The organism is Ureibacillus endophyticus (genome assembly GCF_003628435.1).
GTDB classification, from domain to species: domain Bacteria; phylum Bacillota; class Bacilli; order Bacillales_A; family Planococcaceae; genus Ureibacillus; species Ureibacillus endophyticus.
The window spans coordinates 1-26,568 of sequence record NZ_RBZN01000004.1; the positions used below are offsets into that span (position 1 = coordinate 1).

Here is a 26,568-nt window from a genome sequence, read left to right on the forward strand (position 1 = left end):
CAATCGGCGTAGCGAACTCTTGACAAACCGAATGGAGAAAAGGTTAAAATTGGTATTTGGCGAGGGTTATTTAGTGTGCCTACTTTTTCCTCTTCGCCCTCAAAAACAAGGCGCAACCTTTGGAGCGGTCAGATAGGGATTTCTATTTTCTGAAAAATTCGGCATAGTCGTTGATTTGCGGCTATGCCGTTTTGGGTTTAGTTTGGCAAATCGATAGCGCCAATGCAGTTATAGAAAATCTGAATCCGCTGAGTTCTGCGACCATCCATCTTTTCAGCCTTGAATACAATAATTTTGTCAATGAATTCCCGGATAATTTCTGCATCCAATTCTGTAATTTCTGTGTACTTTTTAACCAGTGCCAAAAAGCGGTCGGTATTGAGGGACTGTTCATTTGCTGTATCAATAGTATATTTTAATTCAGTTATCCTTTCTTCCAGTGCCTTCTGCTCGGCTTCATATTCAGCCGACATCTTGTAAAAACGCTCTTCGGGAATTTTGCCCATCACATTGTCCTCATATAGCTTTCGAATGATTTTGTCTATGTCAGCAATGCGAGTCTGTGCTTGTTCATACTCCTTTTGAATTTGGCGGAGTTCTTTGGCAAGTTCCTTTTCTGAATTATTCATAACTATACAGATGAATTCCTGTTCATGGTCTTTGGCAAAGGAGGTTACACGTCTTAAGTCTTCCAGCAAAAGCTGTTCCACTACAACATTGCGTATCTGGTGTGAACTGCACATCCCCTTTTTCTTGTGGTAAGTAGCACAAACAAAGTATTCTTTATCATGTGTCCATCCCTTGCCTCTAACCTGATACAGCTTTGCTCCACAGTCGGCACAAAACATCATGCCAGAGAGCATTCCCATTTCACCTAATCGTGAAGGTCTTCGCTTGCCATCTCTGATTTTCTGCACTGTTTCCCAAGTGCCCTCATCGATAATTGCTTCATGGGTATTTTTGAAAACCATCCAATCTTCTGGATTGTTCAATATCTTGACTTTGCTCTTGTAGGATTTTTTAGAAGTCTTGAAATTCACCGTGTGACCGAGATATTCCATTTTAGCCAGAATATCTGCTACGGTACGAGCCGACCAAGCATATGGGTTTTCAGGTGGTCTTGCTGGAGTGTTAATACCCGTTTTGCGTAGATGAACCGTAGGCGTATCAATGCATCCCTTTTCGAGTTGCTTTGCTATCTGCGTGGGTCCAAAACCCGCCATGCACAGTCGGAAAATATCTCTGACCACCTCAGCGGCTTTCTCATCTATAATCCAGTGCAACTTATCTTCAGGGTTTTTAACATAACCGTAAGGAGGATTGGTGCAGAGCGGCTTACCGGACTGTCCCTTGGATTTGAACACAGCACGGATTTTCTTACTAGTATCCTTGGCGTACCATTCATTTATAATATTAAGAAACGGTGTAAAGTCACTGTCTGTTTGATTTGCACTATCAATACCATTGTTAATAGCAATGAATCGCACATCTGCTTCAGGAAACATAATCTCTGTATAATAGCCTACTTTAAGGTAATCCCTGCCGAATCGGGACATATCCTTGATGATGATCGTTCCGACTCTACCAGACTCTACATCTGCAATCATGCGGTTAAAGTCTGGTCGATCAAAAGTTGTTCCACTGACTCCATCATCCACATAAAATTCGATATTGCGAAAACCGTTGTCCTCAGCATATTTTTTTAGAATTGCCTTTTGGTTTACTATACTGTTGCTGTCTCCGGCAAGCTCATCATCACGTGAGAGCCTGCAGTACAGAGCAGTAATTTTTGCTTCTTCAAATGTTAATGTTGATTTACGTATAGTGCTAAATGTTGACTGTCTATTCATTTTTATCCTCCATTTCCGACAGTCTTCAAGCGGTTTAGCACTATGTATATTACCGTACTACCTTGAAGAAGTCGAGTTGATTTCCGTGGGTTTATCTGAACTATCTGATAACTTTGAAAGGCTTTTTGCGTTGACTGTAATCAGTCGTTTCAGCTTGGAATATGCACTTTCCTTTGCTGAATCACTTACTCGTGATTCCACCACATAGACCGTACCTCCGATATCGGATTTGGTTGTGCGGCTGTTACTTTGATTTTCCATATCGTGACCTCCTGTCCGATCTTTTGAAGGAACTGGCACTGAGCCGAATTGATGACCCAGTGCCTAATCCATTATTTAAGCTTTTATTTGTAATATTTTCAGAGCATCTGGTTGAATTAGCTTCCCATCCAATCTCTCGTAAGCAGAAAATCCAATTTGCCCCTGCAATGCATATAACTCACTTAATTTCTTTATGGTTATTGGCTGACGCTCAATCAGCCAGTAGTATGATAAATCTCCAAATACAATGCTTTTCGCTCCTGCTGATACTGTAGGCATATATGGAGAGGTAACTACAGGCTTTCCGAAGATGGTGTTATCTGAAGAATTCCACAGATAACTGCCGCTTGTATCCTTAAGGGTTCTAAGAAGCATGGCTGTATTATCGTGCATGATAAACACAGCGTTGTTGCGATATTCATCTTTTAATGAAAAGTACAGAGAAGTAATCTCATCAAAAGAAATGGTAGCACTGTCTGCTGTAGCTACATCTGCGTCTGCCGTAAGAATGCCTGTTGGCTGTGTTGTGCCATTTCCATTAAGCAATGCATTTTCCTCAGCCTTACCAAAACGCTTCGCAAAATCACCCATCAGATATTTATCAAGATTAAAGTTCATATCGGTGACAAATGAGCGGTTTAGCTTGACAAGTGATGCCAGCTTATATGATTTCACCAGAAACTGTGTAAATGTATCGGCACTTTCAGGGATTGGATCTCCGTCTTCAACCCAATCTGCTGTACCCGTTGAGGATACCGCTTGAATTTTACCTTCTGCAGAAGATAGATTGATAACAGTAGCAAATCTGCGGAATATATTCTCCTTTGCCAAAGCAGTGTTAAAACCTTCCCTGAATTCATCTGGTGCGACATATGCTCCGACATTATCGTACCCCTCGTTCAGATTCTGATAATTTTCATCTTTTCCTTTCATAACGTTCCAAAACGCTCTATTATAAGTTGTTGATGTTGCCATAATCGTTTACCTCCTAAATTTAATTTGATTGTGGGGTATATACCCTGTTTGAAACCGCGTTTTTTTACGCATTGCCCCACGCCCGTTACACAAATAAACAGGTGTGGAGATTTGACCTCCCCTATGGGGATAGAAACTAAAGCCATCCTTGCTTTGTGCAATAATCTATCACTTCTTTATAGCTGTAATAGACACTGCTGGAATATCCATGCACGATACACCAGTGCGGAGGGTCTGCATTTTTACTACGTTGAATAATTACTGGAGAGCCTTTTGCCTGTGGTAGTATAAACATTCCTTCATAATGCTCTGTATCAAAATCGCTAGGGTTATAGGATTTGAAAAGTCTATTTTTAATCATGTTCTGCGTCCTTTCTTTCTATATTGAACACATGGGGTGAAAGCCTGTAATATCAATGTTTTAAGCTTTGTAGCAAGATGTAGCAGGTAAAAACTAAACTCTCTATACGAGAGCGTTTTTTCATATAACCTGTTTTACTTGCTACAAGCTGCTACAATGTGTTTAAAGGAGGAAAAACTCATCGTCATTGGCCAGCTTATAGCCCATTAAAAGTGTGGTCATCCCACCGCCAGAACGTGGTCGTTTCCGCTCCACACGGGCGATGGCGGACAAGGCCTGTTTGAAGTTTCTGGCATTCTCCGAATAACATCCATTGGCATACACCACCGCTGATACCGGTCATACACTTCGGATGTCCGCACCTCACTGTTAGGACTTTCCTCCAAGGCATCTTCAAAGAACAATGCGATTTTATCGCTGTCACGTTTATATGCCTCCGTGGCTGTCTTAACGGAATCAGGTAAAGTCAAGCCTTCCTTCTTTAACAGCTGATAGCCTTCAATGAGCCAGTTGAGGATAGCGCTTTGATTCTCCGGTTTGGCGAATTCACGTTTTAGGCTTTTATCCTGCTCGCTTTCATCGAAATGTCGTTCAAAGGGGATAATCACCACTCTGCCACTGGAAAATAGCGTCATATCCGTAATAACGGGCAGATAATTGGTGTTGATATACAACTTAAACTTCGGTGAGAAGTCAAAGGAATTCTCGTGCAGAAACCTTGCATTAATGGTGTCACCGCCCGTCATGCTTTTTCCTGCGCCGCATTTAGAACAAGTCCTCTGCTAGCAATAATCACTTCATCCATGGATGGTCTGTGTATAGATTCCGGTATGTGTGGAATACTCATGATAGATTCCTTTCATATATGACCACGGTTCGATTGTTTATTTCTTATATGTGTATGCCTAATGGATGGTTACAAGAAGATTGTTGCTACTAACAAAAATGGTCAAGAGGAGACACAATATTATTACATATTAGGAGGAGAAACAGACCATGCTATATAATGAAATATTCTGTTCGATGGAGGGAGTGCTTTGAGTCAATTTAAATATTTGATCAATCGTTGGTCTCGTTCTGATCGGCAACGGTCTGTAAATCGTGATCTTCAGCATACACAGAAAACTAAGGCAGCATTATCCAATCAGTTGGATAACAATCTTCAATTGCTTCAAAAGGTTTATGCGGACTGTTCCGACATCATCTTTCACAATTTTTGGATTGGAGATCAAATACAAGCTGTACTCATTTACATCGATGGTCTTACAAATACCGAAGAAGTTGATCAACATGTTCTGGCACCGCTGCAGAAAGATTTTCCTCATGAATACAATCTGGAAACGATTCGCAAAAAAATTGCCGTCTCTTACATCAAACAAGTAGAAACAATCGACGATATCATTGCTGAAATATCTGTAGGAAATGCATTCCTGCTTGTGGATCAAGAAAATCAAGGATTATCAATCGGGGTATCCCAATGGAAAACACGCAGCATTGAAGAGCCTTCTGCAGAGTCTGTATTACGGGGACCAAGAGAAGGGTTCATCGAATCGCTACGAGTGAACACAGCTTTACTTCGTCGAAAAGTGAGAAATTCCAATCTGAAAATTAGAACGATGTCCATCGGTACTTATACTACAACACCGATCGGCATTGCCTACATAGAAGGAATTGCCGAGCCTGATTTGATCCAAGAAATGATGAGTCGCTTGGAACGGATTGAGATCGATGGCATTCTTGATAGTATGTACATTGAGGAAATGATCGAGGACAATCCATACTCCCCATTTCCTCAAGTTCTTTCGACTGAGAGGCCTGATATAGCTGGAGCTTATTTATTAGAAGGGCATATCGTTGTCCTTGTCGATGGCTCACCTAGCGTGCTAATTGCTCCGACAACGATGTTTGCTTTACTGCAGTCTCCAGAGGATTATTATGAACGCTATGTGGGCAGTACTGCCATTCGCTGGCTTCGATATCTATTTTTTATCATTTCATTACTTGGACCTTCGATTTATATTGCAGTAATTACTTATCATCAAGAGATGATTCCAACCAAACTTTTATTAACGATGGCTAAATCACGTGAACAAATACCGTTCCCAGCGCTTGTGGAGGCCTTGCTAATGGAAATAATGTTTGAAGCGTTACGAGAGGCTGGTGCCAGACTCCCCAAACAAATTGGATCTGCCGTTAGTATTGTCGGAGCACTTGTCATTGGACAGGCAGCTATATCCGCTGGTATTGTATCCTCACCTATGGTAATGGTTGTGGCCATCACCGGCGTTGCATCGTTTATGGTGCCACGATTCGTTGTAGGAATCGCGGTCAGGGTACTTCGTTTCCCGCTGATGTTTCTTGCAGGATTTCTTGGATTGCTTGGATTGCTTCTTGGTGTGATTGTCATCTTGAATCATCTTTTAGCCCTTCGATCTTTCGGGGTACCCTATTTAACGCCGCTGGCTCCTGTACAAAGCAGTGATCACAAAGATGTGCTGTTGAGGGCTCCACACTGGAGAATGAATACAAGACCACACTTAACTGGCATGCAGAATCTTTACCGCCAGTCTTCCAATCAGCGGGGGATCAACCACCAGAGGATGACGATGGATGATGAAGAAGGTGGATTTTATGAATTATAGGCGAAAAATTAGCTTTATCCTCTTAGCTTTAATGTCCTGTTCGCTCTTGCTTACCGGGTGCTGGGATCAGGTTGAGGTGAACGATTTAGCGGTTGTTACGATGACCGGTTTGGATTTGACAGACGAAAACCAATTGGAGCTATCGGTAAATATTGCGCGTACTTCATCTCAACAGCCACAGGAAAATAGTGATTCCAGCAGCGGGCAACTAACTGGAAAGTCCGTTATTCTGTCAACAACTGGAAATACACTGGCAGAAGCTGTGTCAAAGTTGCAGCAGCAGCTATCTCGACAATTGTTCTGGGGACATAACGAGATCATTATTTTTGGAGAAAAACTGGCTAAGGAAGGAATTGCTGAGCATCTCGAATTTTTATTACGTCATCCAGAAACCAGAGAGAGAGCCAATATGTTTATTAGTATAGGCTCAGCCAAAGAAGTCCTCTCTCTTGCTCCTCAAATAGAACATTATGTTGCGGATGATTTACTGGAAATGGCTAAATTGCAGACGGGATTGAATATTACATTGAAAGAGTTAATGCAAATGATGATCAGTAAATCGCAAGCAGCTGTCATCCCATGCTTGATTATCGAGACTAAACAGGATCACCAACAATCCTATCCGTTTATACATGGAAGCGCAATTTTAAAAAAAGGGAAACTCGCTGGTCTTGTAGATTCTAGTACAACGAGAGGGATCATGTGGGCTAGAAATGAATTAGACAGAGGCACTGTGACGATATCACCGGAAAATTCTGAAGGATATATTTCCTTCCAATTGCTAAGCAGCTCTACCGAAGTCATTCCGTATATTCATGGAGATCTTTGGAGAATTACGCTCAGAATTCATACGCTGGACGATATCATTGAAAATACGACAGATCTGGATTTATCAGTTTCCAAACATATTGAAGAACTGGAAATGGAATTGGAGGATGACATCAAGCGTCGTATAAATAAGGCGCTCACGGTTGCACAAGAACAGATGAACGCCGATATTTTTCAATTTGCTGATGCGTTTTATCGCAAATATCCTAACATATGGAAACAAAATAAAGATCGTTGGAGCGATATTTTCACTAAGCTAGATGTTGTTGTCGAAGCTGATGCAAAAATTTCAAGACCAGGAGGGACAGGAAAGAGTATCTTGAAACCGAATCAGGAGTGATCGCATATGAAATGGATTGCAGGTTTTATGATCGTAGTAATCGTGATCCTGATGGTCATCATCGAATGGCAGAAGATGAGCCGTCAGATGAAGCGTGAAAAAACTGCTTTCATTGTACTGGTCATTTCAGGAGTAATCCTTGCTTATTTACTATTGCTCTTTCCTGATGTGCCAGGTCCTACGCAGTTAATAGATGCGGTATATCGGCCGATTACAAACATATTGAAATCTTGGATCACTGAAAGGTAGGAAGAGAAAAAATGATTGAAAAAGGGAGAATTTCAGCTTCCCAATTGGGAAAAATATTGTATATGGCGATTATTCCCACTTCGCTTCTCACCACACCTGCCATAACGTTCAAATATGCTAAACAGGATTTGTGGCTGTCACCAATATGGGCAATTAGCGGTTTTATCACCGTTTTTATTGTTTTGCGGATTTATCGCATGTATCCATCCGAAAATATCATTCAGATTATGGAACGAATTGGAAGACGAATTCCCGGCAAGATAATTAGCGGCATCTATTTGCTTTTTATTTTGTATGTTAATGGTGTTATCGTAAGAGAATACAGCGAATTTGTAGTGAGTTCATTTCTACATACGACCCCTATTGTCGTCATTTCGGGACTCATGGTATTAGTGTGCGCTATGGCAGTTCGAGGAGGTTTAGAAATCGTAGGAAGGTTTGCCGAGCTGTTTCTCCCAATTTTCATCACGCTTTTCCTGTTCAATATCATACCGATCATTGCTGATTTGCAATGGTCAAACTTGTTCCCTATATTTGGAGAGGGAATTAGACCCTCGATAGAGGGAGCTTTTGTGCTGCAAACCTGGTTTAGTGAAATGATCATCGCATCATTCTTTCTCCCTTTTGTAGCAGATCATCATAATGCGAAAAAGACCCTCTCAAGAAGTTTGCTAGCGATCATGGTAACGCTTTCTGTTTCCAATCTGGCTACCTTACTGCTGCTTGGAGAATTAACAGGCAATTATTCGTATCCTTTTCTTATATTAGCGAGGTATATAAATATCTCAAATTTTATAAATCATCTGGAATCGTTGTATATGATTATATGGGTATTGGGTGCATTTGTGAAAATATGTGTATTTTATTATGTTACGGTTCTTGTCGCAGCACAATGGATGAAACTTTCCAATTATCAGCCAATCGTGTACCCGCTTGGCTTGTTGCTTCTATTGTTCAGCCAATGGGTGGCTCCTAATACCCAGGTGCTAACAGAAGCGATAGCTGGTCCTGTTACTCTCGCCATGATAACCATGTTCGTGATCATTCCAGCACTCCTATTATGCATTGTCTGGATAGTAAACAGATTGCATAACTGAACAATCTCCTGTTGTTTGAGGAGTTGTGCTTGTACATCGGTATCTTCAAAATGTTGAACAGGCCGTTTAGCCTTATCCAAGAGTTCACATGCACCTCCATGCCCTTGCCGATCAGTAGCAATCTTGGAATTTTCATATTCATGAATCAATTTCATAATGCTTCGTTATAGAATCATAGACTAACCGAATTTGAACATGTTTTTCCAAAAAATTATACCGCTTGTTCTTGTAATTGGCGGCTTAAACGATCACATGCTAATTTCGTATTATTATAAACCAAAGTGACTAAGTTAAAATAAGCCTTCGCTTTTTGACCCGTTCGATGTCTTACGTTATTCAACTGGAAAAATTCCTTTAGATAAGCATTCACTCGTTCGACTGCAGATCGTTTTTTAGCGATTTCGTTCCAAAGCCTCGAACCACGAGCTGGAGCCGTATACTTTCGTAGATCCGTTGTGATCTTCATCTTGTAAGCCTTCTGACAAAGTGAATCTTGCGCCAATGGACAGCTCTCACATGCTTTCGGTCGAACGTAATTGAGCGTGTCATACTTCCGGTCGTAGCTGTCGTAACGATAAGAATGTTCTCTAACACAAGTAGGGGCAAAGTGTTCGTCAAACCCGATAAGTTCTGGTTCCCGTCGACGGTTATAAGCAATAACGGAATGCGCCTTCGCTACTCGAACCTGCTTGTATATAGGTTCATAATCGTAACCTGCATCAATGGTTGCATAATAGTTGAAGTTGAAATTTGGATGCTGCAAAGCCAGCCCTTTTAGGAGTGGAATGGTGGCTTTACTGTCATTCAAGTTCCCGGAAGAGAGCATGGCTCCAAGGATATATTGATTCTGTGTCCCTACGGCAAGGTGACCTTTATAGCTATACCAAAAGACATGTTTTCCATCGCTATTTTTCTTGACTCCCCACTGCGGGTCAAGGGGCATGTGATCTCGTAAAACATGGAACGGCTCATGTAATTGGGCGGCGATTTCTTTCTCAAAGATTGATTTTTGTTCCTCTTCTTCTTGTTTTTGTTTCAGCCAAGCTTCACGTTCGGCTTTGGTTTTTCGCCCACGTTTTTTGGGTTTTGGCTGTTCATTTTCTTGCTTTATAGGCGCTTGATCTTGAGCTTCGATATGAGTTGCATCTATGGCAACCGTATCGTCAGTTATAAATCCTTCGACAATGGCATGTTCTAATAACTGCTGTTGAATCTCTTCCAACGTATGTCTTTCGCTCATCTTGCACACCAATCGTGAATAGGAAGATGCAGAAGGAATGGCTTCTGAAAGCATGAAGCCACAATATAGGCGAAATAAAATGTCATGTTGTAGTCGTTTTATTAAATCTTTGATTGTCGGAATACGCTCAAGAATCCTAACGATCAAGGAATAGACCATTGCTCTGTAATTCACTTCAATGGGGGCACCATAAAGAGATGTTTTTCTGACCAAGCGTAAGATTGGGGCAATGTCAATGGTAGAAAATATCTCACGTAAACGATCTTTTTGTTCCATTTGATAAAGTTCTTGCAGGGTAAATAAGCTCTCATGTCGAATATATGGCATTGGGAGTTCATCCTTTCATCTCAGTGTTTTGATCGTACTTAACACATTCGAGATTTGGGGAGGTTCTCCTTTTTCTATGCCTTAAAAGGCTAGTCGTAGCAAGGCTTTCGAATTATGAAATTGACTCAATTAAATTAATAGGTACCGTCAGGTTTGACGCTTACTAAAAAATAACCAGTCACTACAAGCACTTAATCTTGTCTGCGACTGGTCTTTTTTTCTGCCCCGCTTGAAGCTGTTCAGTTAAGATTTTCTCTCAATCCCTAAGTGAACGCTTCTTTTTCGGAATGTTTGTCAAGAGCGATTGTCATCTCGTTCGAAGAGTAATTTTGAGCCTAATACTTTGTGATTTTCAGTTTTTCATAGAAGTTTTTACACTACCTTTATATTTAACATACTATAAAAATTTCCACATAAATAGAGCAAAATCTCTTTCATGTCAAATATAAAATTTCAATCAACCTACTGATTATAATTACCAAAATTCCCCTATAATTAAGAGGTGGTAAAATCGCCTGAGGAGGTAGTAAAATGAGCAGAATTATACATTTCGAAATACATGTGAATGATATTGAAAATGCTAAGAAATTTTATGGTGAAGTATTTGGTTGGACGTATCAAGATTATTCTGAATATGCGGGGATGCCGTACTTTGGAGTGGTTACCGGAAGTGACGAAGAACCAGGGATAAATGGTGCTCTAATGAAACGTCAAGGACCAGCTCCTGAACCTGGCCAAGCTTTAAATGGCTATGTATGTACAATCGGTGTAGCGGATTATGATGCTACTGAACAAAAGATTCTTCAACAAGGTGGTAAAGTGGCGTTGCCTAAGTATGCACTACCAGGAATGGCATGGCAAGGTTATTATCTTGATACAGATGGCAATATTTTTGGAATTCATCAACCGGATCAGAATGCAAAGTAAAACGTTTTAGAGAAGTATATATGGGAATAATGTTTGTAGATGGATGTTAAGTACTCGTCCATCTATTTTTTATTAATGGAAGGAGACAAATATGCTTCAATATATAAGAAAAGGATCAGGGGAAGTTCTCGTTTTCATCCATGGATTTTTAGGAGCAAAGGAGATATTTAGCGAGGTTTTTGATGAACTATCATCTCATTATGATTGTATTGCAGTAGACTTACCAGGTCATGGAGAAAGTAAGGTAGAAAAAGAAAGCTACTCTGTCTATGATTATGTAACAGCAGTAGCTGATGTTTTAGCACATGAAGGCATTAAGGATGCGACTTGGCTTGGGCATTCCATGGGTGGATATATTGTGTTGGCCGCTATTGAAAAGGGAATTGCCCCTATCAATAGAGCAATATTAGCATATTCCTCGGATTTAGCTGATACTGATGAGCAGATTAAAAAGCGCACAAATCAACAACAAGAAATTGCAGATAATGGGGTTGAGCACTTTGTAAATAATGTGTTAGGTGCGTTTTTTGGTGAAAACCCTAAAGTAGAGCATGTGAATTTTGCGCGGAACATTGCTTATAATGCGTCAGAAGAAGGGCTAGTGATGGCACTCGAAACAATGAAAAATCGACCTAATCAGCATAAATTAGTCGAGCAAGTTAAGTTTCCAGTTCTCGTCATTGAAGGTTCAGAGGATAATGTTGTAAAACCAATTGAAACGAGTAACCCAAATGTGAAAAAAGTAAAAACTAAAACAGGTCACCTAGGGATGCTGGAGGATTCACAAACCTTTATACAAACAATCCGAGAATTTATGTCATAAAAGAAGCCACCTCCTCAGAAAAGGGGTGGCTTAATTCATTACAATTTAGATAGCCCAATCACCGTTACGGAAGATTGGAACTACTGTACCATCTTGTTTAATACCGTCAATATTCATTTCAGCTGAGCCAATCATGAAATCTACGTGTACTGTTGATGTGTTCATACCATTTTCACGTAATTCTTCTGGGCTCATTTTTGTGCCACCTTGTATAGTAGTAGGGTAAGCAGAACCGATTGCGATATGGTTTGATGCGTTTTCATCAAATAGCGTATTAAAGAAAGTAATGCCAGATTGAGAAATTGGGGATGGATCTGGAACAAGTGCGATTTCACCAAGACCCGTACCACCTTCATTGTCAAATACTAATTTTTTAATCGCTTCATCGCCTTTTTCAGCCGAAATATCAACAATTTTTCCATCTTTAAAATGAACTTCAATTCCTTCAACTAAAGTTCCAGCATAACTTAGTGGTTTAGTGCTACGAACGACACCATCCATGCGACGTGTATCAGGAGCTGTAAATACTTCTTCAGTTGGCATATTGGCAATAAACTCTTCACCTTTTGGATTATAACTTTCCGCGCATACCCAAATATGATTTTTAGGTAATCCTAAAGTTAAATCTGTACCTGGTGCTGTATAGTGTAGTGCATCAAATTGGATTTCATTTAGTTTATTGGCCTTTTCATTTAATGTTTGTTTATGAAGATCCCACGCTGCAACTGGGTCTTCTTCATATACACGACAAGTTTTGAAGATTTGATCCCATAGTGCATCTACTTGTTCTTCTGAAGTTGCAAGGTGAGGGAATACTTTTGCCGCCCATCCAGCACCGGCAGCAGCAGCTACTGTCCATTTTAAATCATCATTTTGAGTTGCTTTACGTTGTACATGGAATGCCTTACCGAAAGCACTTTGATAAGCACCAATCTTAGCAGGGTCTACTTCATTTAATAGACCTGGGTCACTTGAAATGATCGAAAGTCGGCTCACACGATGGTTTAGTACGTGGTCTTCTGACTCATCAATTTCATACTGTGGAATATCTGTTAATACTTCTGTTGGTTGATTTAAATAATGTAATCTTGTAATCTCATCATCAGACCATTTGATAATTACTTTTTCTGCACCTAATGCATAGGCTTCTTTTGTAATTAAACGTGCTAAAGGGGCTTGATCAACTGTGATTGTCATCTTTACCCAATCGCCTTTTTGTACATTTATACCTTTTGCTACTAATAGTCTTGCATACTTTTGTAAGTTTTCTTCAAAATTAGCTAACATGTGAGCACCTCCAAGTTTTACTGGTTCATTTATCTATATTAGCATAATTGTAGAAAAATTGATGTTGTAAAACTTCATTTTGTAAAACGATTTGCATAGCTACTAGCAACAAAGGATTCAGGTTTTATTTTTGGTTCCACCCCTATTGATTCTAATCGAGCTACCATTTCTTTTACAAAGACCCGAGTTTTATTTCGCTTTCCAGACCCTATATCAATATGTCCTTCAATGGTGAAATTCGCACCATTATAAATGTATGGTAAAACAATATTAATTAATTGCTCTTTATGTTCAGTTGTAAATAGTGAAACGACTTCTTCGGTTAAAGTTGTTTCATAGGAAATCCGTTCATGCAAATTTAGCATTTTCCGAGGGACTATAACTTTTCGAATACAAGCCCAAACGCCCCTTCTTTCTTGTTGAATCACAATACCGGTAATGAATTTCGTATATTGGTTGAAAACTTGCGAATCTGTGCCAAACATTAACCGAAATTTACCTGAGGGTTCTTTCTTCATAAAGTTAGTTATATGTTGGAAAACTTCATCGAAGGACATGTTCTTTTGACTTAAATTCTGAAAGGTGACACTATTCTCCTTGGTGTTTTCCATTACACCTTCCTTTCTCATGTTAATTTGTTTATACATTATATTCAATTAATCTTAAAAATAGATTCTAAAAAAGTTCCGTCTGAGAAGTCCTTTTGCAATAGTGGATTTTAAATACGAAAGGCTGTGTTAAAAGTCATTTAACCTTTAACACAGCCTCTTAATCGTTATACTATTTTGCTTCTTTACGTTTTTTCGCGATATCTGCAGTCGCTGTAAATAGAACGTCTGAAGAAGAGTTAAGTGCTGTTTCACAAGAGTCTTGTAAAACTCCAATAATGAATCCAACACCAACAACTTGCATCGCAATGTCGTTTGAAATTCCAAATAAACTACAAGCAAGTGGAATTAATAATAGAGATCCACCAGCTACACCAGATGCGCCCGCTGCAGAAACAGCAGAGAGTACCATTAAAATGATAGCTGTCCATATATCTACTTCAATTCCTAACGTATGTGCAGCAGATAAAGTTAACACTGAAATTGTAACTGCGGCACCTGCCATATTAATCGTAGCACCTAAAGGAATTGACACGGAATATGTATCTTCATCCAGACCCAATTTCTTACATAATGTAAGGTTCACAGGAATATTCGCAGCTGAACTACGAGTAAAGAATGCTGTAATTCCACTTTCTCTTAATGTTCTTAACACAAGTGGATATGGATTTGAACGTGTATAGATAAAAGTAATGATTGGATTGACCACTAACGCTACAAAGAACATACAACCAAGTAAAAGTGTAAGAAGTTGTCCATATTCAAGTAATGAATCAAGACCATTTGTTGCGATAGCATCAAACACTAGTCCCATAATACCTAGTGGAGCTAAATCAATTACCCATTTAACGATTTGTGTAATAGCATCAGATAAATTTGAAATAGCTGTCTTTGTTGTATCTGCTGCTTTCTTTAAAACTAAGCCAAGTAAAATTGCCCATGTTAAGATGCCGATATAGTTTGCATTCATTAAGGCGTTCACTGGGTTATCAACAATTTTAAATAAAAGTGTTTTAAGTACTTCCGCTATTCCGCCAGGTGGTGCTAAATCTTCTACACCTGAAGTAAGTGTTAATGAAACAGGGAATAGGAAGCTGGCAACAACACCAACTACCCCAGCTAATAATGTACCGATTGCATAAAGTCCTAAAATACTTTTCATGTTTGTCTTTTTGCCACTCTTATGGTTAGAGATAGCATTTGTTACTAATATTAATACTAAAATTGGTGCTACGGCTTTTAAAGCACCTACGAATAATGAACCAAAAATAGAAACCCATGCAACTGAATCAGGAATTGTAACGGCTAATACCACCCCAACAACAATCCCTATCAAAATCCTAAGTACTAAACTAATTTGATTCCATTTTAGTATAATGTTTCTCATGTTCTCCCTCCGATGTTAACCTGACATATACTGGTTGAGCGTACAATTGTATTACTGTGATGGACATTAGTTTATCATGGATATGTTAATTAGGGAATATCTATCGAATAATTTTTATTTTCTGAAAATAATATTTTCCATAAATTAGTATGTTAAGTTAATAACATCTAAATGTAATCTCAGCAGAAGCATTAGAAAAGGCTGTGCAACTTTACTGCACAGCCTCTATATCAATTTATAGGTTCTCTATAAAATGTTTTATTCTCTTAATAGCTTCTTGTAACTGTTCTAATGAAGTTGCATAAGAACAACGGATATGACCTTCTCCACTTTCACCGAAAACGTCTCCAGGTACTACAGCTACCCCTTCTTTCAGTAATAACTGTTCAGCAAATTCTTGAGAGCTTAGTCCAGTAGATTTAATAGATGGGAATGCATAGAAAGCACCACCAGGGTTATGACATTCTAATCCAATTTCATTGAACGATTGTACAATGTAATTTCTACGGCGGCGGTAACTTTTAATCATTTCATCTACTTCTGGTCGACCATTTTTTAGTGCCTCAATTGCAGCATATTGCGCCATTGTTGAAGCACACATTAAAGCATATTGATGAACTTTCAGCATTGCATTTGAGATTTCAGGAGGTGAACAAACAAATCCAAGTCTCCAACCTGTCATGGCAAAACCTTTTGAGAAACCTGATACTAAAATTGTACGTTCTTTCATTCCTTCAATTGCTGCCATACTTGTGTATTCTTCGTCATAAGCTAGTTCTGCATAAATTTCATCGGCAATAATGAGTAAATCATATTTTTTTGCTAGATTTGCAATTTCTTCAAGTTCATGTTTACTAAGCATTGTGCCAGTTGGGTTATTTGGAGAACATAACATGATTGCCTTTGTTTTATCTGTAATGACTGCTTCTAGTTGATCTGGTTGAATTTTAAAATCATTTTCTTTTGATGCTTGTACTTGAACTGCCACACCGCCAGCAAGTTCTACCATTGGAACGTAGGCAACGAAACATGGCTCAACGACAATTACTTCATCACCTGGATCTAAGATTGTTCTCATTGCAATATCGATGGCAGAGCTTGCACCTACAGTAACAATGATTTCTTCTTTAGGTGAATATTCTACATTGAATTGGTTTTTCATATAATAGGCGATTTCTTGACGTAGCTCGAGTAAACCAGCATTTGGTGTATAAGAAGTGTATCCTTGTTCCAATGAATTAATTGCTGATTCACGTACATGCCAAGGAGTAACGAAGTCAGGTTCACCTACACCTAAAGAAATAACCCCTTCCATGCCTGCAGCTAAATCAAAAAAGCGGCGAATGCCTGATGGTTTTAGTTCGTTTACAAGTTTTGAAACATATTTACTTTTTGTTGATTCCATTATGGTGACACCACAATTCTTTTGTCTTTGTTATCTGGTTCAAAAATGATTCCATCATGTTTGTACTTTTTAAGAATGAAATGAGTTGTTGTAGAAAGTACTGAATCAAGTGTTGAAAGTTTTTGGGATACAAAGTTTGCTACTTCGTTCATTGATTTCGCTTCCACAATAACAGATAAGTCATAAGTACCTGACATTAAATAAACTGAATTTACTTCGTCAAAACGATAGATACGTTCAGCAATATCATCAAAGCCAACACCACGCTTAGGCGTTACTTTTACATCAATCATCGCGCGAACGCCTGGGTGCTCCTCAACTTTTGTCCAGTCCACAATTGAGATATATTTCACAATTACTTTGTTTTCTTCAAGTCTTTTAATGGACTCTTTTGTTTCTTCCACGCTTAGAGCAACCATCTTTGCAATATCTTCTACTGCAACACGTGAGTCTTTTTCTAGAATCTCAACTATTTCCATTTCTTTTGCAGTTAATTTCAACTTAAAAGACCTCCAAATAAGTATTTATTTTTTATAGCCAAAACTAGCGCCATTTCTATGATTGTAACTGTGTTTTTTTAGGAGCTCAAGATGTTTTCTAAGAAATTGAGAATTGTCGAATTTTGAAGTAAAAAACAATCCGTTACTAGAAAGAAATTGATAGTTAAGAAATCAATTTATGAGCTAGTAGTTACTTTTAATTAATATCTTAATTTTTACAATATTTAATACAATTAAAATTGTTTTTTATTGAATTTACAAAAGCTTTACAAAGACCCCGAAGTAAATTTACACTGCGAGTTTATTCTACAGGTAAGACAAAATACGACATAAAGTTTCAAACGAATACTCTCGGAGGTAACGAATGAACATTTTAACAAAAGTCAAAATGGGGTTATTGATGCTTTCTTTGTTAGCTGTATTATCAGCATGTTCTAGTAATGGTGATAGTCAAACACAGGCATCTGATGGTGATGGATCAACAATCGCTATTTCCGGATCAACATCAGTAGGACCGCTTGCAGAAAAATTAGCAGCAAAATATACAGAGCAAGATAATTCAAACATTGAAATAAATCAAATTGGTTCATCAGCGGGAATTACAAATGCCATTAATGGCGTGTCAGAAATTGGCATGTCCTCGAGGGATTTAAAAGAAGAAGAACAAGCTAGTGGATTACAAGAAGTGGTAATTGCATACGATGGAATTGTTGTCGTAACACATCCATCTAATAAGGTAAAAAATCTTTCGTTAGAGCAAGTGAAACAAATCTTCACAGGTGAAGTGACGAACTGGAAAGAGCTAGGTGGAGATGATTTGGAAATCGTCGTTGTATCTCGTGAGGATGGTTCAGGTTCTCGTGACGCTTTCCAAGAAATTGTTGAGTATAGTTCGGGTGAATTAGTAAAAAGTTCAATTATCGCCAGTGGAAACGGAAATATAAAAACAACAGTTGCTAACAATAAACATGCGGTTGGATTTATTTCATTTGAGTATATCGATGAAACCATTTCAACCATTGATATAGATGGTGTAAAAGCAACAGCCGAAAATGTTTTAGCGCAAAAATATAGATTATCAAGACCTTTCTTATTTGTTTATAAAGAAGGGGAATTAACGGAAGCTGGTCAGAAATTTATAGATTTTATTTTAAGTGAAGATGGACAACTAATAGCAGCGGAAGCAGGAGCTATCCCAGTAAAGTAAGAAGTCACTAAACTTTTATAAAACTTGGAGGAAATAAGAGTGTCTATCCAAACAAACAGCGTAGAAATTGGTAAGTCGAATAAACGAAAGTATCTTTTAGAGAAAATATCATCAAAACTTTTCTTGATATGTGCACTTCTCTCTGTCATCAGTTTATTGTTAATTATCGGATTTGTATTTTATAAAGGGTCACATCCTTTTATCGTTGAGGGTTATAGTTTTATAGATTTTATTTTTGGGACGGATTGGGTACCGAGTGAAGATAAGTTCGGTATTTTCCCAATGATTGTTGCTTCAATTTTAGCAACAATCGGAGCGTTAATCATAGGTGTTCCGGTTGGCTTATTTACGGCAATTTTCTTAGCCGAAATAGCATCTAAAAGATTAGCAAAAATCATTTCTCCAGCAATACAGCTTTTAGCAGGTATTCCATCCGTATTATACGGTGTATTTGGATTAGCAATAATTGTGCCGTTTTTACAAAATACTTTTGGATTAGTCAAGGGGCAAAGTTTATTAGCAGTCATACTTGTGCTTGCTATCATGATGTTACCAACAATCGTGACCGTTGCAGAAACAGCAATTCGTGCAGTCCCTAACACTTACCGGGAAGGTTCGTTAGCACTTGGGGTATCACAAATTGGTACCATCTTTAAAGTAGTTGTACCTGCAGCTAAATCAGGAATTATGACAGCCATTGTATTAGGTCTAGGCCGCGCAATAGGTGAAACGATGGCGGTAATTCTAGTAGCAGGTAACAGTTTAATTGTACCAACAAGTTTAACAGACAGCGTGCGCCCATTAACAACGAATATTGCCCTAGAAATGGGTTATGCAGCAGGAACACACCAAGAGATGTTATTTGCGACAGGGATTGTTCTATTCTCGTTTATCTTAATCTTAAATTTTGTTTTAGCCAAAATCAGTGCGAAGGGTGGTAACTAAGTTGAGACAACTGAAGGATAGCGTATTACGTGGGTTATTATGGCTTTCAGTTTTTCTTTCTGTTGCCGTTCTCGTGATGATTGTTGGATTTATCTTTATAAAGGGTATGAATTTGATCAGTTTTGAGTTTATTTTTGGCGATTATTCACCTACTGGAGGTGGAGGAATCTGGCCGATGATTGTTACGACGATTTATACAATTGTCATCTCATTAGTCATTGCAACGCCAATCGGAATACTCGCAGCATTGTATCTACAAGAATATGCAAAACAAGGTCGTTTAGTAAAAGTAATTCGTTTTGCGACAGAAAGTTTAACAGGAATTCCATCGATTATTTATGGATTATTTGGAGCGGTGTTCTTTGTTACAACGTTAAAAATGGGGATGTCCATTATCGCTGCATCCTTAACATTAACAATCATTGTTTTACCGGTAATTATTAGAACAACGGAAGAAGCATTAAAAACAGTGCCTCAATCTTATCGTGAAGGTTCATTAGCATTAGGAACAACAAAGCTACAAACTTTGTATAAAGTCATTTTGCCGAGTGCAATGCCAGGAATTTTATCTGGGATTATCCTTTCCATTGGACGTATTGTCGGAGAATCGGCTGCAATTTTCTTAACAGCAGGTACTGTGGCGGCTTTACCAGAAAGTTTATTTTCATCAGCTCGAACGTTAACGGTTCACTCCTATTTAGTGACACAAGAGTCGGGTGATATCGAATTAGCTGCTGCAGTTGGGATTGTTTTAATAGTGATTATTTTAGGGATTAATATTTCAGCGACTTTGATTTCGAAAAAACTTAACAAAGCAACCAATAAATAAGGAGGGCATTTATGAGTACAGCAGTAATGGAACGTAGTGAATCATTGGTGAAAGAAGAAAATCTAACAGTGAAGGTGCAATCAGAGATGAGAAGTAAAATAGAGAAAGCATCAAAAATAGCTGTAAAAGATTTGAATTTGTTTTACGGTGAGAAACAAGCATTGTATGGAGTATCTTTGGATATCCGTGAAAAAGAAGTAACTGCTTTAATTGGTCCTTCAGGTTGTGGTAAATCGACTTTTTTAAGAACCTTAAATCGAATGAATGACCTCATTGATGGAGTAAAAATTACTGGTGATATCATTATTGACTCAGAAAATATCTATAAAAATAATGATGTAATTAAATTACGCACAAAGGTGGGAATGGTTTTCCAAAAGCCAAATCTTTTCCCTATGTCAATTTATGATAACGTTGCTTATGGTCCTAGAATGCAGGGGATTAAAAATAAAAAAGAGCTAAATAAAATTGTAGAAGAAAGTTTGCGCGGAGCAGCCATTTGGGATGAAGTAAAAGACCGTCTGAAATCATCTGCTCTTGGCTTATCAGGTGGACAGCAACAAAGAATTTGTATTGCTCGAGCAATTGCTATGAAACCAGATGTTATTCTAATGGATGAACCTACGTCAGCACTGGATCCAATCTCAACACTGAAGGTTGAAGAACTAATTACTAATATGAAAAAAGATTATACGATTGTAATTGTTACACACAACATGCAACAAGCTGCACGTATTTCTGATAAAACAGCCTTTTTCTTAAATGGAGAAGTGGTGGAATTTGATGATACAGATATTATTTTTTCAACGCCAAGGGATCAAAGAACAGAAGACTATGTAACAGGTCGATTCGGATAAGGTGGGCGCATAGATGGTTATTCGTGAAAACTTCGAAAATAACTTAAAAGAATTAAAGAGAAAAATTAATGAGATGGGCGAATTGTCAATTGATGCTTTAGAAAAAGCGTTTAATGCGTTAAAAATGCGGGATGTTGAAATTGCCTTAAAAGTCATTGAAGAAGATAACGATATTGATAATCTCGAACAGGAAATTAATCAATTTGCAGTATGGCTAATGGCAAAAGAGCAACCCGTTGCAAGAGATTTACGTATCGTTGTAGTTGTTTTAAAGATTTCGAATAATATTGAACGAATTGCGGATTTCGCAGTTAATATTGCAAAATCAACTATCAAGATTGGGCAAGCAAATAGTTTATTAGATCTTACGGATTTAGAGAAGATGAAAGATATCTCAATCCTGATGTTGAAAAAATCACTTAAATCTTTCTTAGAAGAAGATATTGCCTTAGCTAAGGAAGTGGGCGACTTAGAGGATGAGGTAGATGACCTTAATATTGAAACATATAAGAAACTGACAGGTTATTTAAGTGAACATCCAGAAGAAACAAACCAGCTCGTGCAATTACTTTTTGTGAATCGCTATTTAGAACGCGTGGCAGACCATATTACAAATATCGCCGAGAGCACAGCCTATATAATTAAAGGTCAAATGTTTGATTTTAATCCATAATCATTGAAGCCAAACTCGTTTTATTGTGAGTTTGGCTTTTATGTTTATATAAGCATTTGGAATGAAGGACAAATTACCAGAGAAGGAATGCTTCAGTGACTTTCAAGAGCGTGATGAAGGACAAATCATAAGCGAAGGCGAGCTCTAGTGACCTTCAAGAGCGTAATGAAGGACAAATCGCATGTAAAAGAGTGCTCTAGTGACCTTCATACCCTTAATGAAGGTCAGATCACATGTGAAAAAGTGCTCCAGTGACTTTCATACCCTTAATGAAGGACAAATCGCATGTGTACTGCACCCAATTTGTTAGACACGCAAACTAACAATTGAGGTGTCTTTTTATGGCTAAATCCAAATTTACTGATGAACAAAAATTACAAGCTGTTATGATGTATTTAAATAGTACTAAGAGTTATAGGGAAGTTGCTAAAGAGCTGGGGATGGATTACAGAAAAATCAATCAGTGGGTGAAACGTTATGAATACAATGGGGTTGAGGCATTTGTTAGGTCGTGTACAAGTTATACACAACAGTTTAAACTGGATGTATTAAACTTTATGATTGAAAACGGCACATCCCTATTGGAAACTGCAGCGATTTTTAATATCGCTTCTCCTACCAGTATTTTTAATTGGAGAAATCAACTCGAAGAACAAGGATTGGTGGCCTTTCAGTCAGAGACTAAGGAGCGGTCATTCATGAACAAAAAAATAAATGAGAAAAATAAAGATTCAGTTACAGAAGTTTCAGTGGAAGAGTTACAAGCAGAGTTACAACAACTACGTATGGAAGTTAAGTATTTAAAAAAAGCTGAATGCCTTAGTTCAACACAAAACATCATCACCAATCAAGACAATGCACAAATAGTCTATGAATTAAGGCATGAATTTCCGGTGAAAGAATTGTTAAAGCGAGCCGATCTCCCACGAAGCACCTACTATTATCACGTAAAACAAATGGGAAAACCAGATCCAGACGCAGACTTAAAAAGAGAAATTAAAGAAATTTTTGACGAACATGAAGGGCGATATGGATACCGTCGCATTCGGGATGAATTAAGAAATCGTGGGCAAAAGGTCAACCATAAAAAAGTGCAACGAATCATGAAAGAGTTAGGATTGAAGTGTCAGGTACGAATGAAAAAATATCGTTCGTATAAAGGAACTGTTGGTAAGATTGCGCCTAATCATTTAAATCGCGAATTTACAGCGGAACAACCAAATGAGAAATGGGTAACTGATATTACGGAGTTTAAGCTTTTCGGAGAAAAACTTTATTTCTCACCTGTTCTAGATTTATTTAACGGAGAAATTATTACATATATAATCGGCCCAAGACCGACGTATTCCCTTGTCTCGGATATGTTGGATCAAGCTCTAGAACGGCTACCTGAAGACCACCAACTTCTAATGCATTCTGATCAAGGATGGCATTATCAAATGAAACAATACCGTGAGACGTTACAAGAGAAAGGGATTACTCAAAGTATGTCTCGTAAAGGGAACTGTTACGATAATTCTGTAATGGAGAATTTCTTTGGAATAATGAAATCAGAATTTTTATATCTTAAAGAGTTTGAGAGTATCGAGCATTTTAAATTAGAACTAGAAAAGTATATCGAGTACTATAATAACAAACGAATTAAGGCGAAATTAAAAGGTATGAGTCCAGTCCAATATCGAACTCATACCCAATACGCTGCTTAATCGTTAGAGCGCGAAGCGAGCCGCGACCTGCCAAGCCATTTCTTCCTCGCTACGCTTCGGAAAAAATGGCTTGGCAGGAAGTGGTCTAACTTATACAATTGATCGAACCTAATTAAATATTCGTGTCTAACTTTTTGGGGTCACATCAATGTGAAAGAGAGCTCCAGTGACCTTCATACCCTTAATGAAGGACAAATCGCATGTGAAAGAGTGCCCCAGTGACTTTCATACCCTTAATAAAGGTCAAATCACATGTGAAAGAGTGCTCTAGTGACCTTCATATCCGCAATAAAGCCCAAATCACCAGCAAAAATTAGTACCCATATCAAAAAAACCTAACCCCCGCAATCGAGAGTTAGGATTTTCCACATTATAAATTTTTCAAAATTGCATTCTTCACTTCTTCAAGGTTTGCGGTTCCCCCTAAGTCCCTTGTTTTCACGCCTGAAGCTAAAGTTGCTTCAATAGCATTTAAAACTTTTATTCCAGCTTGTTGGTGGCCTAAGAAATCTAGCATCATTTTACCTGTCCAAATTTGGCCAATTGGGTTCGCAACGCCTTGTCCTGCAATATCCGGGGCAGAGCCATGTACAGGTTCGAACATGGAAGGGTATTCTCTTTCGATATTTAAATTTGCAGCTGGCGCAATACCGATACTTCCCATAATTGCGCCACCTAAATCCGTTAATATATCGCCAAATAAATTAGAAGCAACAATTACATCAAATGCATGGGGCTTCATTACAAAGAATGCAGCTAGTGCATCAATATGATTGACTGCAGTATCAATGTCTGGGTAGTCCTTTTTAACTTCATCAAATATTTCATCCCAGAATGGCATGGAATACGTTAGGCCGTTTGATTTTGTAGCACTTGTTACATGCTGACGAGAGTTCTTTGCTAATTCAAAGGCATAGCGCATTGCACGTTCTGTACCTTTCCTTGTGAAAATGGCGTTTTGAATAGCAATTTCGTTGGCTCCTTGATGAATGCGACCACCACTATCGGAATATTCACCTTCTGAATTTTCACGAACAACCGTTATATCAAAGTTTTGTGGATCTCTTAATGGTGATTGAAGACCTTGTAGCAATTTTGCAGGGCGAACATTAATAGATTGTTTTAGCTCTCGGCGAATTTTAATTAACAGACCCCAAAGTGAAATATGATCAGGTACGAGCTCAGGCATCCCAACTGCACCTAAAAAGATTTGATCATACTTTTTAAGGGTTTCAATTCCGTCTTCTGGCATCATTTCGCCATGTTCTAAATAATAATCGCAACCCCATGGAAAGTATGTCCATTCAAATTGGAAGCCTCCATCAAGTTTCGCCACAGTATCTAGCACTTCAATTGCTGCTGGGACAACTTCTTTGCCAATTCCATCCCCCGGGATTACGGCAATTTTATATGTTTTCATTATTAAAACTTCCTTTATATAGAATTTTCAATCTATTAAAATATAACTTAAATTAAAAATGAAAAATACTATTTTTAATGAACAAAAATTTTGATTATTTTTAATTTGTAAGGATTTAGTTATACTAATAATCAGTCAATTATCTTATGAGGTGATAATTTGAAAGGAAATGAATTGAAGTGGGCACTAGCCATTTTGATAATGATTTTGCTAGCATACATACTTCCATATACGTTATTAACAGATGTAGCAAAATGGTACGGTAGTTTTTTAATATGGACAGTGCTGACATGTATTGTAATAGGAATTAATTTTTTCTTAACAAAGGATTGGAAGTGAAGAAATGACAACATCTATGGTCTGGTGGGGAATTGTAGTATATATCCTCATTGCATTGTTTGTTGCCTATTTATCTAGAAGTGGTAAGCAGACAAATATGGGGAGTTATTTTTTAGGTGATCGGAAGATGGGTGGGATTGTATCTGCCTTAAGTTATAGTGCGACAACTTATAGTGCCTTTATGTTAGTAGGGTTAGCAGGGTTAACCTACAATGGTGGTGTTGGTGCACTTGGATTTGAATTAATTTATTTAATGGGTGTTTCTCTAGTAGCCTTCTTTGGTCCACGATTCTGGGTGGTAGGGAAGAAATATGGTTATATTACGCCTTCTGAAATGTTAGGCGATCGTTATGATAATAAGATGGTAGCTCTTGTCGTTTCGATTACAAGTTGTGTATTTTTAATACCCTATAGTGCTGTACAACTTTCCGGTGTCGGCTATTTATTACAAGGCATGACGAATAATGAAATCTCCTATTCAACAGGTGTAATTATTGCCACAATTGTTGCCATTGTATTTTCGTATATTGCTGGAATTCGTTCCGTTGCATGGACGGATTCACTGCAAGCTGTTTTCATGATTATTACATCAACGGTTGTAGTACTTATATTAATCAATAGCTTAGGGGGATTTAGTGACTTTTTCGGTGCTATTGAATCAACGAAACCAGAGCATTTAGCAGTACCTGGAAATGGTTTTTGGAGTTTAACAACATTTATAGGAATGACGATACCGTGGTTCTTCTTTAGTTTATCAAATCCACAGGTTAGTCAGCGATTATTTATGCCAGCCTCTTTAAAAAGTCTCCGTATCATGCTTATGGGCTTTATGATATTTGGATTAATTTATACACTAGTTGCAGTGATTTGGGGATTCTCAGCAGTTGTGATGTTCCCAAATTTAGAAAAGGCGGATTTGGCAACTCCAATGGTATTATCGTCTGATGCAGTACCACCAATTTTAGGGGTAATCGTGATGGTCGGAATCATGGCAGCAGCAATCTCTACAATTGATTCAATCTTGCTAACTCTCTCATCCTTATTTGCAAGGGATGTCTATAGTCAGGTCGAAAAGAATTCTACTGACGCCATGCAATTGCGAGTTGGAAAAATTGTTATTCCGATAATTGCTATATTAGCTTATCTATTTGCTGAAATGGAGTTAGATTTAATAGCGGTTTTATCTGTTGCTTCCTCCGCGGGATTACTTGTTGTAGTACCTTCTATTATTGGAACATTCTTCTGGAAACGTGGAACAGCAGCAGGTGTATTATCGAGTGTCATTATAAGTGGTGTAGTTGTTATTATACTTGAACTGTTCAAATATAAACCATTTGGACTTGCTTCAGGGGTATGGGGAATCTCACTTTCAACAATATTATTTATTGTAGTGAGTTTAATGACAAAAGCTCCTGAAGCAAAAGCAAATGAATTTTTAAAAAGTGTCAAAATCGAATTGAATAAGTTTAAATAACAGTAGCCCGG

The 26,568-nt window shown here is 38.1% G+C and carries 26 protein-coding genes; 14 read left to right on the top strand and 12 right to left on the bottom strand.

Annotation, left to right across the window (positions count from 1 at the left end):
* Positions 1-197 precede the first annotated feature (197 nt).
* From D8M03_RS02850 to D8M03_RS02870, 5 genes are all read right to left on the bottom strand, one after another.
* A complete protein-coding gene (locus D8M03_RS02850) occupies positions 198-1,850 on the bottom strand; it encodes a recombinase family protein (protein ID WP_121213165.1) in 1,653 nt (550 codons plus the stop codon).
* A 57-nt stretch (positions 1,851-1,907) separates the two neighbouring features.
* On the bottom strand, positions 1,908-2,111 hold the full coding sequence (locus D8M03_RS02855; RefSeq protein ID WP_121213166.1) for a transposon-encoded TnpW family protein: 204 nt from the start codon (positions 2,109-2,111) through the stop codon (positions 1,908-1,910).
* 75 nt (positions 2,112-2,186) lie between these two features.
* On the bottom strand, positions 2,187-3,086 hold the full coding sequence (locus tag D8M03_RS02860; RefSeq protein ID WP_121213167.1) for a phage major capsid protein: 900 nt from the start codon (positions 3,084-3,086) through the stop codon (positions 2,187-2,189).
* 136 nt (positions 3,087-3,222) lie between these two features.
* Entirely contained in the window at positions 3,223-3,447 is a 225-nt protein-coding gene (locus D8M03_RS02865) for a hypothetical protein (RefSeq protein ID WP_121213168.1), read from the bottom strand.
* Positions 3,448-3,665: 218 nt separating this feature from the next.
* Positions 3,666-4,193: a phage/plasmid primase, P4 family gene (locus tag D8M03_RS02870; RefSeq protein WP_245987434.1), complete on the bottom strand. Its 528-nt coding sequence runs from the start codon at positions 4,191-4,193 to the stop codon at positions 3,666-3,668.
* Positions 4,194-4,484: 291 nt separating this feature from the next.
* On the opposite strand from D8M03_RS02870, the gene D8M03_RS02875 reads away from it, so the two are divergent.
* Genes D8M03_RS02875 through D8M03_RS02890 form a run of 4 tightly spaced genes read left to right on the top strand, consistent with a single transcriptional unit; the run spans position 4,485 to position 8,603 of the window.
* Positions 4,485-6,089: a spore germination protein gene (locus D8M03_RS02875; RefSeq protein WP_121213169.1), complete on the top strand. Its 1,605-nt coding sequence runs from the start codon at positions 4,485-4,487 to the stop codon at positions 6,087-6,089.
* Positions 6,058-7,257, top strand: coding sequence for a Ger(x)C family spore germination protein (locus tag D8M03_RS02880; protein ID WP_245987435.1), 1,200 nt, complete (start codon positions 6,058-6,060; stop codon positions 7,255-7,257). The genes D8M03_RS02875 and D8M03_RS02880 overlap by 32 nt, the downstream gene beginning before the upstream one ends.
* A gap of 6 nt (positions 7,258-7,263) precedes the next feature.
* Positions 7,264-7,506, top strand: a complete 243-nt coding sequence (locus D8M03_RS02885) for a hypothetical protein (RefSeq protein WP_121213170.1) — start codon at positions 7,264-7,266, stop codon at positions 7,504-7,506.
* An 11-nt stretch (positions 7,507-7,517) separates the two neighbouring features.
* Positions 7,518-8,603: a GerAB/ArcD/ProY family transporter gene (locus D8M03_RS02890; protein ID WP_121213171.1), complete on the top strand. Its 1,086-nt coding sequence runs from the start codon at positions 7,518-7,520 to the stop codon at positions 8,601-8,603.
* Between the two features lie 211 nt (positions 8,604-8,814).
* Here the strand turns inward: D8M03_RS02890 and D8M03_RS02895 are convergent, their stop codons facing one another.
* Complete coding sequence (locus D8M03_RS02895; protein ID WP_121213172.1) at positions 8,815-10,170, bottom strand: transposase; 1,356 nt, start codon at positions 10,168-10,170, stop codon at positions 8,815-8,817.
* Positions 10,171-10,701: 531 nt separating this feature from the next.
* Between D8M03_RS02895 and D8M03_RS02900 the strand changes: the two genes are divergently transcribed.
* Positions 10,702-11,097 carry a VOC family protein gene (locus D8M03_RS02900; protein WP_121213173.1) on the top strand — a complete coding sequence of 132 codons (396 nt, stop codon included), beginning with the start codon at positions 10,702-10,704 and terminating at the stop codon, positions 11,095-11,097.
* Between the two features lie 91 nt (positions 11,098-11,188).
* Positions 11,189-11,920, top strand: coding sequence for an alpha/beta fold hydrolase (locus tag D8M03_RS02905; protein WP_121213174.1), 732 nt, complete (start codon positions 11,189-11,191; stop codon positions 11,918-11,920).
* 45 nt (positions 11,921-11,965) lie between these two features.
* Here the strand turns inward: D8M03_RS02905 and D8M03_RS02910 are convergent, their stop codons facing one another.
* From D8M03_RS02910 to D8M03_RS02930, 5 genes are all read right to left on the bottom strand, one after another.
* Positions 11,966-13,207, bottom strand: a complete 1,242-nt coding sequence (locus D8M03_RS02910) for an aminopeptidase (RefSeq protein WP_121213175.1) — start codon at positions 13,205-13,207, stop codon at positions 11,966-11,968.
* A gap of 74 nt (positions 13,208-13,281) precedes the next feature.
* Positions 13,282-13,818: a ribonuclease H-like YkuK family protein gene (locus tag D8M03_RS02915; RefSeq protein WP_121213176.1), complete on the bottom strand. Its 537-nt coding sequence runs from the start codon at positions 13,816-13,818 to the stop codon at positions 13,282-13,284.
* Positions 13,819-13,987: 169 nt separating this feature from the next.
* Positions 13,988-15,202, bottom strand: coding sequence for a serine/threonine transporter SstT (gene sstT / locus D8M03_RS02920; protein ID WP_121213177.1), 1,215 nt, complete (start codon positions 15,200-15,202; stop codon positions 13,988-13,990).
* Positions 15,203-15,437: 235 nt separating this feature from the next.
* Positions 15,438-16,607, bottom strand: coding sequence for an aminotransferase (locus D8M03_RS02925; RefSeq protein WP_121213178.1), 1,170 nt, complete (start codon positions 16,605-16,607; stop codon positions 15,438-15,440).
* Positions 16,607-17,107 carry an Lrp/AsnC family transcriptional regulator gene (locus tag D8M03_RS02930; RefSeq protein WP_121213179.1) on the bottom strand — a complete coding sequence of 167 codons (501 nt, stop codon included), beginning with the start codon at positions 17,105-17,107 and terminating at the stop codon, positions 16,607-16,609. Before D8M03_RS02930 ends, D8M03_RS02925 begins: the two co-directional genes overlap by 1 nt.
* A gap of 364 nt (positions 17,108-17,471) precedes the next feature.
* On the opposite strand from D8M03_RS02930, the gene D8M03_RS02935 reads away from it, so the two are divergent.
* The 6 genes from D8M03_RS02935 (at position 17,472) to D8M03_RS02960 (ending at position 23,324) form a co-directional block, all read left to right on the top strand.
* Positions 17,472-18,314, top strand: coding sequence for a phosphate ABC transporter substrate-binding protein (locus D8M03_RS02935; protein WP_121213180.1), 843 nt, complete (start codon positions 17,472-17,474; stop codon positions 18,312-18,314).
* 39 nt (positions 18,315-18,353) lie between these two features.
* Entirely contained in the window at positions 18,354-19,259 is a 906-nt protein-coding gene (gene pstC / locus D8M03_RS02940) for a phosphate ABC transporter permease subunit PstC (RefSeq protein ID WP_121213181.1), read from the top strand.
* Position 19,260: 1 nt separating this feature from the next.
* A complete protein-coding gene (gene pstA, locus D8M03_RS02945) occupies positions 19,261-20,088 on the top strand; it encodes a phosphate ABC transporter permease PstA (RefSeq protein ID WP_121213182.1) in 828 nt (275 codons plus the stop codon).
* Between the two features lie 86 nt (positions 20,089-20,174).
* Positions 20,175-20,945: a phosphate ABC transporter ATP-binding protein PstB gene (gene pstB / locus D8M03_RS02950; protein WP_121213265.1), complete on the top strand. Its 771-nt coding sequence runs from the start codon at positions 20,175-20,177 to the stop codon at positions 20,943-20,945.
* A gap of 13 nt (positions 20,946-20,958) precedes the next feature.
* Positions 20,959-21,618, top strand: coding sequence for a phosphate signaling complex protein PhoU (gene phoU / locus D8M03_RS02955; protein WP_121213183.1), 660 nt, complete (start codon positions 20,959-20,961; stop codon positions 21,616-21,618).
* A 341-nt stretch (positions 21,619-21,959) separates the two neighbouring features.
* Positions 21,960-23,324, top strand: a complete 1,365-nt coding sequence (locus tag D8M03_RS02960) for an IS3 family transposase (RefSeq protein ID WP_121213184.1) — start codon at positions 21,960-21,962, stop codon at positions 23,322-23,324.
* Between the two features lie 370 nt (positions 23,325-23,694).
* Here D8M03_RS02960 and D8M03_RS02965 read toward each other — a convergent pair whose 3' ends face one another.
* Complete coding sequence (locus D8M03_RS02965) at positions 23,695-24,744, bottom strand: tartrate dehydrogenase (RefSeq protein WP_121213185.1); 1,050 nt, start codon at positions 24,742-24,744, stop codon at positions 23,695-23,697.
* Between the two features lie 159 nt (positions 24,745-24,903).
* Between D8M03_RS02965 and D8M03_RS02970 the strand changes: the two genes are divergently transcribed.
* Together D8M03_RS02970 and D8M03_RS02975 are read left to right on the top strand one after the other, a co-directional pair.
* Positions 24,904-25,083, top strand: coding sequence for a hypothetical protein (locus D8M03_RS02970; protein WP_121213186.1), 180 nt, complete (start codon positions 24,904-24,906; stop codon positions 25,081-25,083).
* Positions 25,084-25,087: 4 nt separating this feature from the next.
* Positions 25,088-26,557, top strand: coding sequence for a sodium:solute symporter family protein (locus D8M03_RS02975; RefSeq protein WP_121213187.1), 1,470 nt, complete (start codon positions 25,088-25,090; stop codon positions 26,555-26,557).
* Positions 26,558-26,568: the final 11 nt, after the last annotated feature.